Below are 15,431 nucleotides of genomic sequence, written 5' to 3'. Positions count from 1 at the left end.
CTCTACACTATTCTCTGCATTATCCTCTGCGCTAACCTTTGCGCTGCAACAGGCGCTCGTGCTCTTCCTGCGATAATCCGTCATCCGATGCCATGTTTTGTACATATTTGACAAACATTTCACTTAATACTCTTTCAGAGGTGAAGCCCAGTCGTTTGGCAATAGACGATATTTTAATATCAGATCGCAGGATGATCTTTTTCGCGTATTCCAGCCGGTAATGGTACATATAGGCCCGGAAATTACGGTTGAGCATAGCCCGTGTGGCGACGGCCAGTTGTTTGGGCTCAATCTCTGCCAAATCCGCTAACGTTCTCAGGCGCAGACCGATGCTCTTGTATAGCTTGTTGCGAATAATCGCCCGCTCAGCCTTTGCCAGGGTCATTCGCATGTCTTCTTCACTGTAACTTCGATCTTCCAGATCCTCTGCATCAATCGGACAGGGAGAATAACGACGACGTTGTAACATCAGTAAAATAATGACGTAGAAAATACCAAAGTGAAGCAATGAGATAATGCCTTGCCAATAACTAAATTGCACAACTTCCAGTGCCGTAACAATCACCAGCAGTATTGCACCAAAGGAAATCGTCACCAGGCCGGTAAACATCTTCATCGATTGTGGCAATTCGTATTGGGTAATATCGACCACCTGATCCGACAAATAAAAGTCATAATCCTTAACCATATCATCAATTTTTAAGGCATAGATGAGCACGGCAAAATTGCATAGCATGTAGAACACGTAAAACGGCCAGTTATCGCCAATTGATCCAATAGGTGGATTGCTAAAAATGGTCACTTTTGCAGTATCGGGTAACAGTAAAAAAGGGATTTGCGCACAGAAAAACAAAAAGGCAATGCCCTGATGAAACCATTTATTGTGTACGGGTTTCTCAATCAGCATATGGTGCATGGCCAGATACACCTGGGAAGCCAGCAATACCGGCGTAAACTGAAAAACCCCAATCAGAAAGGGAAAGTCGGACAACCAACCGGAAAAGCGCAGTATTTCGTCCAGCATAACCAGGGGTAATATTAAAATCGCCATCAACACCTGAGATGCATGGGGCATCACATCATATCTTACCCAGATAAGAACCAGGGGGATGAGCCAGAGTATAAATCCTAAGCTTAGCATGGTGCTGTTAAATCACTCTTTTTATACTGCGGGGTGATTTACACCACAAATCACCGCGAAGAATTATTAATTGATGGTTGGGGCCTGCAACCAGGTTATCGGAAAATGGTCAGATTACTTAAACTTATTCGCTTTGCGCCACAAGCGCTGCCTCACGGCTTAATTCCATCACTTCAAACAAACTGTCTTGTTTAGCGACACACCACTGCACCAGATTATCGTCCCCTTCGGTGGATAACTGACGCAAGTTTCCTTCCAGGGTGTGCAATACCTTAAGTTCTTCCGCACCGTCTAACAAGTCTGTCCAGGTCTCCAAACTTTGGCCGGTACGACTGCCCACGGCATTGCCCAGTAATTTTTGAATATGCACCACTCTTTGCAAGGCAGGGATATGCTTTAAATAAGCATCCACTGACTCTTTGGATTTGAACTGAAACAATTCAAAAATACTTTTCAGCTCATCCCGTATCGCTATTTTGGCAAAGCGATTAATGGATTCTTCCTGCCAACTGGGATCACTGGTCCAGGGCTTATGGGTCAGCATTTCCAGGATATCTAACTGCAACGATATATAGCCTTTTTGTTGCAACAGTTTTAAGGGCTCATGGGCCTTTAGCAACGCCACCTGACGCGCCTGTAAATGCTGCAATACTGCATCGTGCTTTTGCAATTTCTTGCGGTAAAAACCCTTTTTGGACAACAGTTCTTTAATGTCCGATAACTCATCCACCCACTGCCATTCCCGCAACTGGACTTTGAGTTGTTTTGACAAAGAGGCGAATTCCGGGCAACTCAACTGCTTTTCGAAAAGCTTCAGATTGCGTTTCATCAGGCGCATGATAGCCACCAGCTCGACGATATCCCGCACCTTGCCATGTTCCACAAAGCGCTGCTCGTGACGTTGCCAAAACTCCACTAATACCGACATCAGTGTGATAAAAGCATCCTGCAGACTGGTGTGTTTGGCAATAGGGAATTCAGGCTTTTTGGCAAGGACTTCCAAATCCTCGCCGACATAGAGTTCATAGCCCCGTTGTGCTTTACTTTTATAGCCCAGTCGAAAGGGTACTGCTTCGAGCAGCTTTCGGGCTAACTGAAAAATCGCCTCAGGGGCGCCTTTTTTCAGTTCCAGCTCCACCTCGCACACCGGCGAATGATATTTATCCGTCTCTATTTCGCCGCTGTCAAACACCATCTCCACCTGCGTATCCTGATCGCTTATAATCAGATACTGTTCCCGTCTGAAATGCGTACTGAATAGCGAACTAAGCCGAAACTTCAGGTCTTCGGTATTAACATTGGCAGGCCAGATTTCCTCGGGAAAGAGCGCGATATCCAATTGATTGGACGGCAAAGAGACATTGTATTCGGCGCGCTTGTGCAGCCCACCAACAGAGCCATCCCGGCACTTAATGGTTTGTTCGTATTCACCATTGTTCCCGCGAACCCGCAATCCCATACCATGCTGCCGCAAAATTTGCTCAGGCGTATCATAATACGAGTTAAACAGCTGAATCGATTGGTGTTCGATATCGGCATTTAAATCTGGTAGAAATTGCTTGCGAATCTTGCTTTCTGCGTCAGCAGAAACCAGCAATTTCAGCTCTATTTCACTGTCCATGGAGGAGAAAAATCACCGTTTCTATTACTAATAAAAAACGAACCTATTGCATAGAATAAGGTTCGTTGTGGTATCACCTAATATAACCGAACTGCGGTTAAATTACTCATAAAATTTCAGGGGACATTGGCCCCCGGTATTAATGACCTTACTTGCCGTTGCGTATGTTGGCCTTGGTATGCGCAACACTTCGCCAAATCGCATTGACCCACAACATGTGTAAGCCCGGCTGCTGCCCCCTGAATGTGGGACTTTCAGGCATACTGATAACCATACCATCGCCAAAATCTTCCAGGGTCATAAACGGCTTAAAAGCCAGTTGCTGGTTGTAATCCTGCCAGAGATAACCACTGGCTAACACCGAATCAGCATCGGCATAATGAGCGACATTGACACCTTCTCCACGATGCAGCGGTTTATAGGTAACGTTGCCCGAGGCAAAGCTGTAAACCGGGCGGTTGATGCCCACCATCATCCAGTGATCAGTATTGGGCTGCACCTTTAAAATATTACCTGGCGACGATGCCATAGGCCGTTTGGGATCCACCTGCAAGGCTTCGTACTGGCTGGCGTTAGCAATCACGCCAGAGACTGGTTCTTGCTGTGATTTACGCGCATCAATTTGGTTTTCTTCAACCTGTAATTGACTCAACTGGTTGTCTGTTAAAAATGCGATACTGCTATCCAGAGCAACAATCACCCCGCCCTGGCGCAACCAGGTATTCAGCTTTTCCAGCCCCCGCTTATTAATGTAGGAAGCGTAATTTCCACCACCAGGTAAAATCAGCACATCAAACTCAAACAGATCCACACTATTCAGGTATCTGGCCGCTATGGTATTAACCGGATGATTCAGCTGTTGTTCAAACACATAACGTGTTGCCCCCGCCAGGTAGGAGGAAGTCGGACGCTCCCATAACAAGGCAATATTCGGCGATTTCATTTTGACCACATGCTGGCTGCCAAAATTCACGCCTTTATCCACCCACCCGGAATTCGTGTTCACCAGCTCCACCTGATATTTAGCGGCCAGCTCCTGCAGTTTGCGCTTGCCCGACTCCGACACAGCCTTTTTATAAATAATTAAAGAGCCTTTGGGAAACGTGCGGTTGTGCTGCGTAAAGGACTTATCGCTACTCCAGATTTCAATATCGCTTTGCAAGGCTTCCACTAAAAACAATGCGCTGCCGGTATGCTGCCAGTCAATTAACCAGGCCAGTTCACCATCCCCGCTTTGCTTCACCTCGCTCTTTGCCTGGCCATCCAGAGGCAGACTGGTGGCCGCTGGCGATGCATTACAATAGTGCACGGCGACATTATGGGTTAGCCGCTTTGACCAGGCGGTAACATCGTACAAAACGTGACTTTTATGCTGCCGTCTCAAATCTTCCTGAAGGGCAAGAAAATCTTTTTCCATCGGAATATGTTGATCCAGGTAATTTCGGATCATGCGATAATTGGGCTGAGCCATATCAATAATATAGTCCCCTGCGGCAAACGTGTTGCCACAGGCTTTAAAGGCTTTTTGCGCCTGGCTTAGTTCAATACCCTGAATGCTCAGCAGCTTTGCCAACCGGTCAGTGTTGTAGGGGTCATCACTGCGGGCCAGGATAATTTGTCTGACGTCGCCCTTATCTCCCTCTGTGATCGCGCTTTCGCGATATTCCCAAAAGCGCTGCAGAAACAAGGCCCGATGCTTTGCTGCTGTTTCCAGTGTCGCCACTGAGGCGACAAAGTGATGTTCGACAGCATCGCGGTAGGTGAAAGTTTCTCCTAATTTGTTGGTGGCTTTTAGCCCCCTGGGAGATGCCTGCTCGTAAGTCATTCCTAAAGCGCCGTAAAACACCGGCCATCCCGCACCATAACCGGGGAAAAACGCATCGTAAATTTCACGGGTAAAATACCGCCAGCCTTGTTGGTCAAAGTACTTTGCGTTGTTTTTACCAATGATCTCCAGGCCCTGTTTTTGTACCTCGGTGATATAGGGGTTGAACGGGTCCGCTTCCGGAGTGAAGTAATAGGTATAATCGGAACCAAATTCGTGCAAATCTACCGCGATCAGGGGCAACCACTGAGATAGTAACTTTACTCTTCCCAAGGTTTCAGGTTGAGTAATTGCCGCCCAGTCGCGGTTTAAATCGAATATATAATGATTGGTTCTGCCGGTATTCCAGCCTTCGCGACGCTCGGTCGCAAAAGCATGGCCATTGGCTTCAGGCCCGGTATTATTCTCAAAATGATGAATAAATTTTTCTCTGCCATCAGGATTTTGAACCGGGTCCAGCAATACAATGACATTGTCTAAAATCTCTTTGACCATGGCATCATCAGACGCCAGTAAGTGATAAGCCACTTGCAATGCCGCATCCGGGGAGGAAACTTCGTTGCCGTGCACACCATAACCCAGCCAGACTATCGAAGGTAGTTGCGCCAGTTGCGCCTGCATTGCCCGCTTATTGGTTTTTCTGGGATCGGCAAACTTCAGATACTGTGCCCGGATCTCGTCCAGTCTGGCAAGATTCGCTGCTGAACTGATTACAGCGTAATTCAGTGTGCGTCCCTGCCAACTTTGACCATAAGGCAGCACCTGGATTTTATCCGGATGCGCTTTGGACAGTGCAGTCAGATAACCTTCTATTTGTGTCGTATTGCTGAGTTTTTCACCTGCTTTGTAACCGTACAAAGACTGTAATGTCGGTGTTTCCTCGTCATATTTTGCCCCAGGCCATAAACCCGCGACGGCCAGAGAGTGACAAAACAGAAAAGAGACTAAAATGAAAATATAACGCATTGTTTTAAGAAGCATATTCAGACTGGATAGCGGCAGTATGGCACTCTTGTGTTTTTTTTAAAACGATAATCTGGAAACCATTGCTTGTTGCCAGCTTATGCCATGCTGACCTGACGCGAATTTGAATTAGAGTGAGCTTTAGTGATAACCAGTTAACATTTTTTAAATTGACCCGGGTTTCACGCCAAATAAGGGTGGAATAACGGTTGCAATATTATTTCAAGAATCTAATATTTCTGTATCACACAGGAAGCGGTGTAAGCACATGATAAAACGATTATTTTTTCTTCTATTTTTGATTAATTCCCAGGCACTCATCGCTCAGGAAAACGATGATTTGAGTAGTGTGGACAACACAGAAAGCGACGCCAACTACGCGTTTGTGTCCGACGATCTTTTTATCTATATGCATTCCGGTCCTGGCACCAATTACCGTATTTTGGGTTCGGTGACGGCAGGCAGCGCAATTTCGATCTTAAACACCGATACCGAAACCGGCTTCACAGAGATCAGTGATGAACGCGACAGAACAGGCTGGATTAAGTCTGAATTTGTCAGCGACACATCTATTCGACAGCAAATTCAGCAACTGGAAGTTCAGTTGGAAGATACCGGCCCTCAGCTACAGACCCAATCCGATGAGATTTTGCGCCTCGAGAGTCAATTGCGGGCAGCAGAACAGGAAAAAGTAGAACTGAGCCAACAGCTGGAAGAACAGATGCAGTTAGCATCTCAGTTAGAACAACAGCTATCAACTCAAACGACTGACGCTGAAAAAGAAATGTTTTATCGCGGCGCAATGGTGGCCGGCAGTGGCGCACTGGCAGGTATATTCCTGACCCTGGTATTGCGCAGGAAAAAGCGTTCAGACTCGCTTTACGATCGCTACTAAATTACGAGCACAGCATTGGGTAGATCACCATTTACTGACTGACCGCTGAGATAACATACCGATGAGCGCCATTAAAGAACTTGCTGAGTTGCTGAAAAGTATGAAGCCAGTGTTACACCCACAAAATTGGGTGTTTTGTTGTATCGCCCCATCACAATTGACAACAGAGTTAGCAGAATCCTGCTTTGCCATTGTGAAAGAACAGGAAGGTTTAACACTCATCACTCAGCCAGAGCATGCCGATCAGCTGGGTTTTAACAATGCCGGGCAATATTGTCGGATTGAACTTTTGGTCTATTCCAGCCTTGAAGCAGTCGGTCTGACTGCCGCTGTCAGTAACCGCCTCACGGAACAGGGTATCAGTGCCAATGTGGTGGCGGCATTTCACCACGACCATATTTTTGTGCCTAAAGACAAAGCAGAGCAAGCATTGCTTGCTCTAACTAAATTAAGCGAAGAGCATCAGTAAAGAGGCCCCAAAAAATTCCCTACACTTACTTCCTACGCTACTCTTCTTAAGTAACGCAGCGTTGTTCAGTTCAGATACTTATCCGCATTGCTGAAAAACGCATTCAGCACTTTGACATTGGCATCCAGTTGCTTTTGCACACGCCCCGGAAATACCGACTCCAGATGTTTGAGCTGATCGTTACCTGAATGCCAAATCCGCCCCCATTGCGTCTCACTCTCTCTGTCACAGGCTGTCACCTTATCCGGGTCAAAACAATCCCACAGTCCCGGATTCGTTGATTGTGAGTAACCGTCGTAGCCATCCTTGCCGTTGATCTGAAAATTGGTAGTTTCTATGTAGGCAATCGCAATACCGTTGCAGGAAAACGACTCATGATCAGACCAGTCTCCGGTGACCCCTTCCGGATAGCCGGGAAACTCAGGGTGAATCTTATGGGCAGCATCACCCAATTGCTCTTGCGACGCCTGTAACACGGCCTGCCGCATGGACGTTTCAGCATTGTAGTTACTGTTATCTCCACCACATTTATACGGTGTGGTATGAGCGCTGTGTACGTAAAGATAATCGCCACCGGCTACCGTATCCAGGTTTACCATGCCGATGATATTTGCGATAACTTCAGGTGTTTCCTGCAAACTCTCCAGGTAAGCTCTGGAGCCCACTTTCCCGATTTCCTCTGCGCCAAAAGCGATAAAGCGAATGCTGTAGGGCAGTTGCTCCTGCTGACTAATGTAACTGGCTACGGCCAACATCACCGCCAGCCCCGCGCCATTGTCCATTGCTCCCTGTGAGCCTTTGTCGGAGCCGGTAGAATCAAAGTGAGCACCCAGTACCAGCATGTTGTTTGAAGCCCCTTTGATATCTGCAATGATGTTGCTGGACTTCAAAAAAGCGCCCTTTTTATTGAGTACCGGGTGAGTAAATTCGTGCACCACCGGCTTATAGCCCATCTCAGAAAAGGTTTTTACCACAAAATCAGCGGTTTTTTGTTCGGTCTCGGTTCCGGCTTCTCTGGCAGCAATCCCATTTTCAGGCAAGGTTACGGCTTCCAGATATTGCATCACAGCACTTTGGCCATTGGCAGAAACCGACAGCGAGCTGCCTATCGTCAGGGAAACCAATGTCGTCATTAACGTTTTTTTAAATATATTCATGTTGGGTGCGCATTTGATTAATACATTGCATTAAGCTTAACCCTAAGATTTAAAAAGTAAATGTGCTGTGCACTCGCCACCGACATTGCCGCGACTATTGCCGCCCTTTCATCACATGGCTATTCGGGCTAAAATCCGGCAATCATATACTTTCGGAGCTGCACATGGTTTCAGTTGAAACATTTCTCGCTTTTAGTTTCGCCGCGTTTTTACTCAGCATTTCTCCTGGCCCATCCAATCTTTATATTATGGCCCGCAGTATCCATCAGGGATTTATGGGAGGTGCGGTTGCCGCCAGTGGCATGGCAATGGGTTCATTTATTTATGTGCTGTTGTCAGCTCTGGGACTGGCAGCAGTGTTTACCTATGCGCCACTGGCCTATACCTTATTGAAAATCGCCGGGGCTTTGTACCTGATTTATCTGGGGATCAGCTACCTCAGGGCAAAACCTGCTGCTCCAGATGAAGTAACCCAGATAGACAAACGTTCTCTGTCGAGCATATTTAATCAAAGCATTATTGTAGAGCTTACGAACCCCAAAACGGCGCTGTTCTTTCTGGCTTTTTTACCGCAGTTTGTGTCACCGGAAAATGGTAATGTCACCTTGCAGTTTATTTTACTGGGCAGTACTTATGCTGTTATAGCTCTGCTTTGTGACCTGTTTGTGGCAGCGTTATCCGGTAAGTTGGGTCACTTTATGAAACAACATCCCCGATTTATACATTACCAGGACAGGTTCTCAGGCTCGCTACTTCTGGGTTTGGGTGGCTGGATTGGCGTCCAGGAAGTGATAAAATAAACCCTTTGCGCTGAAGATCCAGGTTAGCTATCATTTAGCGAGGTTTTTGCGAGTCCGATAAAATGGGAAAAATCATTACAACCTTGTTGTTTGTGTTGCTACTGGCTCTGCAATACCGCTTATGGTTTGGAAAGCACAGTATTCCCGACTATTTAAACATGGAACAGGAGCTTGCAGAGCAATTGTTGCATAATCAGAATTTGCGACAGCGCAACAGTTTATTAATTGCGGATATTCAGGATCTTAAAATGGGTCTTGAATCCATCGAAGAACGAGCCAGAAATGAACTGGGCTTAATTAAACCCGGTGAAACCTTCTACCGGATATTACCTTCAGATTAATCCGCGGCTACGGCGCTCTTAAAAAATTGCGCCTTTAAAACGAATTGCACCCTGAAAACTGAAAGAGCAAGATGCCAGCTACATCCTTATCCGCGCTCAGCGCAACCCGGCAATTTACCGCTGTAGTACCCGCAGCCGGTGTGGGCAGCCGCATGGGCGCCGAAATTCCAAAACAATACCTGCCACTGGGCAACAGCACAGTGTTGGAACAGACTCTGAACCGCTTAATTTCGCACCCCAATATCAACCGCATCGTGCTGGTACTGGGACAAGAAGATCAACAATTTGACTCCCTGGCCATCAGCAAAGCGCCCTGGATTGAAAAAGTCATCGGCGGTACTGAGCGCTCAGATTCGGTAACAAATGGCTTAGACGCCTGTCAGGATGACTGGGTTTTAGTCCACGATGCCGCAAGACCTTGTGTGCGACATGAGGATATCAGCCGTTTGCTGGCACTGGCGGATGGCTCGTCAGGGGGAATTCTGGCCAAAAGAGCGACGGATACGATCAAACTCGCTACCGATAACAATAATCCGGGTTCAGTCCGGGTCAAACAAAGTTTGCCAAGAGCATTGATCTGGCAAGCCCTGACACCGCAGTTCTTCCTCCGTCAGCAATTAATCGAAGCGCTCAGATGGTGCCAGCAACATAATATTGCGGTGACCGATGAAGCTTCAGCAATGGAAAACACCGGTGCTCAGGTGCACCTTGTAGAAGGCGCTCAGGACAATATCAAGATCACCCACCCGGGCGACCTGGCACTGGCACAATTTTATCTGCAACAACAATCAAAAGGTGAACAATGCTCAGAATAGGCCATGGCTTTGATGTCCATAAGTTTGGTGGCGAAGGTCCCATTATTATTGGCGGCGTAAAAATACCTTATGAACAAGGCTTGCTGGCACATTCAGACGGAGATGTGTTATTACACGCCATAAGTGATGCAATTTTGGGTGCCCTGGCACTGGGTGATATTGGTCATCACTTCCCGGATACCGATGATGCCTACAAAGGGGCTGATAGTCGTGCGCTACTAAAATCTGTGTTTCAGCAGGCGCAAACATCGGATTACCAGATCAACAATCTGGACTGCACCATCATAGCTCAGGCACCCAAAATGGCACCGCATATTGAGGCCATCCGTCACAACCTGGCCGCAGACCTTGCCTGTGATATCAGTCAGATTAACGTCAAAGCTACTACCACTGAAAAGTTAGGTTACACCGGACGCAAAGAAGGCATTGCCTGCCATGCAGTCGTATTGTTAATCAAAAACCCGCAACTATCGCCAATTTCATGAATCAGTTTCCCCACATCCACCACTGGCATTATTTGCATGGCACACCAGCAGGCAGTGCCACTTTAAAAGCCGAACCGGCACATTTTCAGGTGAATGAGGTATTGCCCTTCGCCCCGTCCGGTGAGGGTGAACATCTGTTTCTGCAAATCCGAAAAACCGGATTGAACACCGGTTTCGTGGCCCAGCAACTTGCCAGTCATTACAAGGTCAAAGAGCGCGATGTGGGTTATGCCGGTCGCAAAGATAAACACGCTGTCACAACACAGTGGTTTAGCGTCTGGTTAGCGCATGATAAAGCTGTCGCGAACACGCCTTTTGTCTTTGAAGGTTGTGAAGTACTCGACCGTCAATGGCACCATAAAAAACTCAGACCCGGTAACCTGTCTCATAACGAATTTACGATTCTACTGACTGATGTTCAGGAAGCCGACGACCTCAATGAACGTCTGGCCAATATCGCAAAGCTCGGTGTGCCCAACTATTTTGGGCCACAGCGATTTGGCAATCTCAACGCCGATGGTGTGGCGGGTAATCTGGTACTGGCTGAGTTTTTACTAAAGGGACAAACTATTCGCAAACGAGAAAAGCGCAACCTGGCAATTTCCGCGCTACGTTCATGGTTATTTAATCAGGCAGTCAGTGAACGCTTACATACTTACGGCATAGAAGCCCAAAATGGTGAGGTGTTTAGCTTGACGGGCAGCAATAGTTTCTTTCTCGCCGAAGCCATTGATGAATCCCTGCAACAGCGGTTACAAAGCCGGGATATTCAGTTATCAGCCCCGCTTTGGGGCCAGGGAACTCTGCCTTCCGGCAATCAGATTTTAGATCTGGAAAACCAGTTGGCCTCTCAGTACCCGGAAATTTGCGATACCCTGTCCGGGCTAGGTCTGAAACAGGAAAGACGCAAATTACTGCTTTTTCCGGAACAATTGCAGTGCCAGCAATCACAGCAGCAAATCACCCTGAAATTTTCCTTGCCTTCGGGTTGTTTTGCGACGTCAGTCATTAGAGAATTGCTGCGCCTAAATTAATTACACAAAGAAACCGGAGCCATAATGAGGATACTGCTGAGTAACGATGACAGCGTTTTTGCCAAAGGATTGCGGGTTCTGCACGAACACCTGAGCCAGCAACACGACTGTGTGGTTGTGGCTCCCGACAGAAACTGCAGTGGTGCCAGTAATGCCCTGTCGCTGTTGCAGCCCTTGCGCATTCAGGAAATGGACAACGGATTTTTCATGGTCAACGGTACCCCTTCTGACTGTGTGCATCTTGCAGTTAATCAATTTTTAGAGGAAGATCCGCAACTGGTGGTATCGGGCATCAACCACGGCGCCAATCTCGGCGATGATGTGATTTATTCCGGCACGGTGGCAGCCGCAACGGAAGGTCGTTACATGGGGCTTCCGGCAATTGCTGTATCGCTGGCGCAAAAGGACGGAGAACATTTTGAAACTGCCGCCCTGGTGGTATTACAAATCATCAACCATCTGGCAGAGCATCCTTTACCGCCGGACCAGATTTTAAACATCAATGTGCCCGATATTCCCTATGCCGAACTCAAGGGATTGCAGGTGACGCGCCAGGGTAGACGACATCGGTCAGAATCCATGGTTAAATCGAAAGATGCTTTTGGCCGGGAGATATATTGGTATGGCGCGGTAGGTCAGGAGCAGGATGCCGGTGAAGGTACAGATTTTTACGCAGTAGCAAATAATTATTGCTCTGTAACACCACTCAGTGTGGACATGACGGCTTACCAGAGCCTCGACAACATGAAAAACTGGATAGAAAAACTCTAAGAATGGTACAGGCAACTCGAACACTTAATCGCCGGGGGGAAACTCTGGCACAACTGCTGTTTCAGGACGGCATACGCAATTCAATGGTGCTGAAAGCCATTGCCAACACGCCCAGGGAGCTGTTTTTACCGGAAGCGTTGCAGCATAAAGCTTATCAAAACACGGCGCTGCCCATTGGCCAGGGGCAAACTATTTCTCAGCCCTACATAGTCGCCAAAATGACAGAAATCTTACTCAGCGGGCCAACCCCTGCGCAAAAAATTCTGGAAATTGGCACAGGATCTGGTTACCAGTGCGCGATACTGGCCCAATTGTTTCAGGAAGTGTATTCCGTAGAACGCATTAAGTCTTTACAGTTCCAGGCGAAGAGACGCATGCAAAAACTGGATTTACACAATATAAAAATGAAACACGGTGATGGCTGGGAAGGCTGGGCCAGCAAAGGCCCTTACGACGCCATCATGGTTACGGCAGCCGCCAGCTCACTGCCGCAAGCGCTGTTGCAACAACTGGCACCGGGTGGCCAGCTGATTATCCCCTTAGGCACCAACCAGCAACAACTCAAAGTGTATCGCCGCGATGGTGAAAGCATTAGCGAACAGGTGATTGAAAACGTGCGTTTTGTCCCCCTGGTACCAGGTGAATTACTTTGAGAATATTTGAATTTTGTTATGACAAGACCATGCACTGGGCCAGACATCGCCATGCCCAGTGGTATCTGGGCAGCATGAGTTTTGCAGAATCTGTATTTTTTCCCATTCCACCAGATGTCATGCTGGCGCCAATGTCATTGTCCCGCCCTGATAAAGCCTGGTGGTACGCTCTTGTTACTACCGTTGGTTCAGTATTAGGCGGGATATTGGGTTTTATTCTGGGCTGGTTTGCCTTTGAAGGCATCATTCAACCTTTAGTGGAACAATGGGGCTACCAGGCAAAGCTGGAACACGCCATGCAATGGTTTTCTGAATACGGTATCTGGGTGGTGTTTCTCGCCGGTTTCACGCCTATCCCCTACAAGGTATTTACCATCAGTGCCGGGGCTATGCACATGGCATTTATCCCATTTATTATTGCGTCTACGATCGGTCGGGGAGCGCGATTTTTTCTGGTGGCCGGGCTCATGTACTGGGGCGGCGCGCCGTTTGAGAAAAAGTTACGCCAGCATATCGATACGCTTGGCTGGGCAACTATTTTGCTCGCCCTGCTAGCCTATTTTATACTGCGATAAAGGAGTTGCAGAGTGTCTCGTCAATACTGGATCCTCTGCCTCTCATTTTGCCTTGGGTGGCTGTCAGGTTGTGCTTCAAATAGCAATCCGGCACCGGTTGTTAAACTCAACACGCACAAAGATTATAGCGCTATAAACAAGGGAAGCCTTAAAGCAAAAAATTATATAGTCAAAAAAGGCGACACACTTTACTCAATTGCCTTCCAGGCGGGCAAAGATTTTCGCGAGCTGGCTCATATCAATAATATCTCCGCGCCTTATAGCATCTACCCTGGACAGCAATTAGCCCTGGTTGCGCCAAAATCACGACAAGCGAAAAAATCTTCCACAACAACTGGTCCGACCTCAAAAAAGCAAGTAAATCAACCAGTTGACCCCCCAAAAAAGCAGGCGTATGGTGGACAATATGTTAAGGAGAAGTTACAGACCGAAACGTTTCCACAGAGGGTAAACAAATGGGTCTGGCCAACAAACGGTCGTTTGGTAGGCAAATTCTCTCTTAGCGAAGTAGGAAACAAAGGCATCGATATCAGCGATAAGCGCGGAGCCATTATTAGGGCTGCGGCTGACGGTAAAGTGGTGTATACCGGCAAGGCGTTGCGAGGATACGGTAATTTGATCATTATCAAACATACCGATTCTTACTTAAGCGCTTACGCTCACAACGATGCATTGTTAGTTAAGGAACAACAATGGGTGTCCGCTGGAGAGCAGATTGCCCGAATGGGAAGTAACGACACCGGCCAGGTATTACTGCATTTTGAAATCAGGTACAAAGGCAAATCGGTGGACCCACTACGTTACTTGCCAAAGAGATGATGTAAAAACAATAATAATAAAAGATGACGTGGGAAGGGTATAACTGATAATCCATGACAGGAGAACTTCACTCATGGCCAATAATAGTACCTCAGTCATTGAACTTGCCTCAGAAAATCTGGATGATGATGTTTCAGAAATGGAAGTCGAGGAAGTAGATCAAAGTGACGCACTCGAAGACATTCTTGCCAGTCAGGAAGAAATTCAAAAAAACCTTGACGCTACACAACTTTATTTGGGTGAAATAGGATATTCACCACTACTCACCGCTGAAGAAGAAGTATTTTTTGCGCGACGCGCACTCAAAGGTGACGAAGCCTCCAGAAAACGCATGATCGTCAGTAATTTGCGTTTGGTGGTTAAAATCGCTCGCCGCTATAACAACAGAGGCCTGGCGCTTCTGGATCTCATTGAAGAAGGCAATCTGGGACTTATCCGCGCGGTTGAAAAATTCGACCCGGAACGCGGTTTCCGTTTTTCAACCTATGCCACCTGGTGGATTCGCCAGACCATTGAAAGAGCCATCATGAACCAAACGCGAACCATTCGTTTGCCGATTCATGTGGTTAAAGAACTGAACGTTTATCTGCGCGCAGCCAGAGAGCTGGCACAAAAACTTGATCACGAACCCACAGCAGAAGAAATTGCAAACGCGCTGCAAAAACCGGTAAAAGATGTCGCAAAAATGTTGCGTTTGAATGAACGTATAACTTCTGTAGACACGCCTATCGGCAGTGAAAACGACAAAGCCTTACTGGATGTTATTGCTGACGAGCGCGGCAGTGGTCCTGAAGACGAAGTGCAGGATAATGATATCCGATGCAATATCGTTGAATGGTTGGGTGAGCTTAACCCGAAACAACGCGAAGTCTTAGCCAGACGATTTGGTCTGCTGGGCTACGAGCCTTCAACCCTGGAAGATGTCGGCGCTGAGATCGGACTCACCCGTGAAAGGGTCAGACAAATTCAGGTAGAAGCACTACGCCGTTTACGGCGTTTTTCAAGGTAGTTGTCGCCTAAGCCGTTAAGCTGCTTCTTTTTTGCTCTCCGGATTAAGTTCCACAACA

Annotated in this window: 16 protein-coding genes; 12 read left to right on the top strand and 4 right to left on the bottom strand. The window is 47.4% G+C overall.

Annotation, left to right across the window (positions count from 1 at the left end; genetic code table 11):
- Positions 1–31: 31 nt before the first annotated feature.
- From AC0J20_RS07245 to AC0J20_RS07235, 3 genes are all read right to left on the bottom strand, one after another.
- Complete coding sequence (locus AC0J20_RS07245) at positions 32–1,075, bottom strand: helix-turn-helix domain-containing protein (protein WP_229528518.1); 1,044 nt, start codon at positions 1,073–1,075, stop codon at positions 32–34.
- Positions 1,076–1,265: 190 nt separating this feature from the next.
- Positions 1,266–2,762 (bottom strand): CYTH domain-containing protein, encoded by a 1,497-nt coding sequence (locus AC0J20_RS07240; RefSeq protein ID WP_473021185.1) that lies wholly within the window; start codon positions 2,760–2,762, stop codon positions 1,266–1,268.
- A gap of 148 nt (positions 2,763–2,910) precedes the next feature.
- A complete protein-coding gene (locus AC0J20_RS07235; RefSeq protein WP_473021184.1) occupies positions 2,911–5,553 on the bottom strand; it encodes a M14 family zinc carboxypeptidase in 2,643 nt (880 codons plus the stop codon).
- A gap of 265 nt (positions 5,554–5,818) precedes the next feature.
- Between AC0J20_RS07235 and AC0J20_RS07230 the strand changes: the two genes are divergently transcribed.
- Positions 5,819–6,445 (top strand): TIGR04211 family SH3 domain-containing protein, encoded by a 627-nt coding sequence (locus AC0J20_RS07230; RefSeq protein WP_473021183.1) that lies wholly within the window; start codon positions 5,819–5,821, stop codon positions 6,443–6,445.
- A 61-nt stretch (positions 6,446–6,506) separates the two neighbouring features.
- On the top strand, positions 6,507–6,914 hold the full coding sequence (locus tag AC0J20_RS07225; RefSeq protein ID WP_473021182.1) for an ACT domain-containing protein: 408 nt from the start codon (positions 6,507–6,509) through the stop codon (positions 6,912–6,914).
- Between the two features lie 65 nt (positions 6,915–6,979).
- On the opposite strand, the gene AC0J20_RS07220 is transcribed toward AC0J20_RS07225, so the two are convergent.
- The gene (locus AC0J20_RS07220; RefSeq protein WP_473021181.1) at positions 6,980–8,071 is read right to left on the bottom strand and encodes a M28 family metallopeptidase; all 1,092 of its coding nucleotides are present in this window, start codon (positions 8,069–8,071) and stop codon (positions 6,980–6,982) included.
- A 164-nt stretch (positions 8,072–8,235) separates the two neighbouring features.
- On the opposite strand from AC0J20_RS07220, the gene AC0J20_RS07215 reads away from it, so the two are divergent.
- From AC0J20_RS07215 to rpoS, 10 genes are all read left to right on the top strand, one after another.
- Positions 8,236–8,871 (top strand): LysE family translocator, encoded by a 636-nt coding sequence (locus tag AC0J20_RS07215; protein WP_229528512.1) that lies wholly within the window; start codon positions 8,236–8,238, stop codon positions 8,869–8,871.
- 62 nt (positions 8,872–8,933) lie between these two features.
- Positions 8,934–9,212 carry a cell division protein FtsB gene (gene ftsB, locus AC0J20_RS07210; RefSeq protein WP_229528511.1) on the top strand — a complete coding sequence of 93 codons (279 nt, stop codon included), beginning with the start codon at positions 8,934–8,936 and terminating at the stop codon, positions 9,210–9,212.
- 71 nt (positions 9,213–9,283) lie between these two features.
- On the top strand, positions 9,284–10,027 hold the full coding sequence (gene ispD, locus AC0J20_RS07205; protein ID WP_473021180.1) for a 2-C-methyl-D-erythritol 4-phosphate cytidylyltransferase: 744 nt from the start codon (positions 9,284–9,286) through the stop codon (positions 10,025–10,027).
- Positions 10,015–10,512: a 2-C-methyl-D-erythritol 2,4-cyclodiphosphate synthase gene (gene ispF / locus AC0J20_RS07200; protein WP_229528509.1), complete on the top strand. Its 498-nt coding sequence runs from the start codon at positions 10,015–10,017 to the stop codon at positions 10,510–10,512. Before ispD ends, ispF begins: the two co-directional genes overlap by 13 nt.
- The gene (gene truD, locus AC0J20_RS07195; protein WP_473021179.1) at positions 10,509–11,546 is read left to right on the top strand and encodes a tRNA pseudouridine(13) synthase TruD; all 1,038 of its coding nucleotides are present in this window, start codon (positions 10,509–10,511) and stop codon (positions 11,544–11,546) included. Before ispF ends, truD begins: the two co-directional genes overlap by 4 nt.
- Positions 11,547–11,570: 24 nt before the next feature.
- Complete coding sequence (gene surE / locus AC0J20_RS07190; RefSeq protein WP_229528507.1) at positions 11,571–12,317, top strand: 5'/3'-nucleotidase SurE; 747 nt, start codon at positions 11,571–11,573, stop codon at positions 12,315–12,317.
- Between the two features lie 2 nt (positions 12,318–12,319).
- The gene (locus AC0J20_RS07185) at positions 12,320–12,970 is read left to right on the top strand and encodes a protein-L-isoaspartate(D-aspartate) O-methyltransferase (RefSeq protein ID WP_229528506.1); all 651 of its coding nucleotides are present in this window, start codon (positions 12,320–12,322) and stop codon (positions 12,968–12,970) included.
- The gene (locus tag AC0J20_RS07180; protein ID WP_229528505.1) at positions 12,967–13,545 is read left to right on the top strand and encodes a YqaA family protein; all 579 of its coding nucleotides are present in this window, start codon (positions 12,967–12,969) and stop codon (positions 13,543–13,545) included. Before AC0J20_RS07185 ends, AC0J20_RS07180 begins: the two co-directional genes overlap by 4 nt.
- A 12-nt stretch (positions 13,546–13,557) precedes the next feature.
- Positions 13,558–14,364 carry a peptidoglycan DD-metalloendopeptidase family protein gene (locus AC0J20_RS07175; RefSeq protein WP_473021178.1) on the top strand — a complete coding sequence of 269 codons (807 nt, stop codon included), beginning with the start codon at positions 13,558–13,560 and terminating at the stop codon, positions 14,362–14,364.
- A gap of 73 nt (positions 14,365–14,437) precedes the next feature.
- A complete protein-coding gene (gene rpoS / locus AC0J20_RS07170; protein WP_473021177.1) occupies positions 14,438–15,373 on the top strand; it encodes an RNA polymerase sigma factor RpoS in 936 nt (311 codons plus the stop codon).
- Positions 15,374–15,431: the final 58 nt, after the last annotated feature.

The sequence above is a fragment of the Planctobacterium sp. R6 genome, from assembly GCF_055755215.1.
Note: the sequence above shows the minus strand (reverse complement) of the source record. Positions and strands in the feature narration are given on the sequence as shown.

Excerpts from the sequence above, each read along its gene's own strand:
- AC0J20_RS07225 (WP_473021182.1), top strand. The coding sequence starts at position 6,507 with ATGAGCGCCATTAAAGAACTTGCTGAGTTGCTGAAAAGTATGAAGCCA.
- ftsB (WP_229528511.1), top strand. The coding sequence starts at position 8,934 with ATGGGAAAAATCATTACAACCTTGTTGTTTGTGTTGCTACTGGCTCTG.
- rpoS (WP_473021177.1), top strand. The coding sequence starts at position 14,438 with ATGGCCAATAATAGTACCTCAGTCATTGAACTTGCCTCAGAAAATCTG.
- AC0J20_RS07235 (WP_473021184.1), bottom strand. The coding sequence starts at position 5,553 with ATGCGTTATATTTTCATTTTAGTCTCTTTTCTGTTTTGTCACTCTCTG.
- AC0J20_RS07240 (WP_473021185.1), bottom strand. The coding sequence starts at position 2,762 with ATGGACAGTGAAATAGAGCTGAAATTGCTGGTTTCTGCTGACGCAGAA.
- ispF (WP_229528509.1), top strand. The coding sequence starts at position 10,015 with ATGCTCAGAATAGGCCATGGCTTTGATGTCCATAAGTTTGGTGGCGAA.
- AC0J20_RS07215 (WP_229528512.1), top strand. The coding sequence starts at position 8,236 with ATGGTTTCAGTTGAAACATTTCTCGCTTTTAGTTTCGCCGCGTTTTTA.
- surE (WP_229528507.1), top strand. The coding sequence starts at position 11,571 with ATGAGGATACTGCTGAGTAACGATGACAGCGTTTTTGCCAAAGGATTG.
- AC0J20_RS07185 (WP_229528506.1), top strand. The coding sequence starts at position 12,320 with ATGGTACAGGCAACTCGAACACTTAATCGCCGGGGGGAAACTCTGGCA.
- truD (WP_473021179.1), top strand. The coding sequence starts at position 10,509 with ATGAATCAGTTTCCCCACATCCACCACTGGCATTATTTGCATGGCACA.
- AC0J20_RS07245 (WP_229528518.1), bottom strand. The coding sequence starts at position 1,075 with ATGCCCCATGCATCTCAGGTGTTGATGGCGATTTTAATATTACCCCTG.
- AC0J20_RS07220 (WP_473021181.1), bottom strand. The coding sequence starts at position 8,071 with ATGAATATATTTAAAAAAACGTTAATGACGACATTGGTTTCCCTGACG.
- ispD (WP_473021180.1), top strand. The coding sequence starts at position 9,284 with ATGCCAGCTACATCCTTATCCGCGCTCAGCGCAACCCGGCAATTTACC.
- AC0J20_RS07230 (WP_473021183.1), top strand. The coding sequence starts at position 5,819 with ATGATAAAACGATTATTTTTTCTTCTATTTTTGATTAATTCCCAGGCA.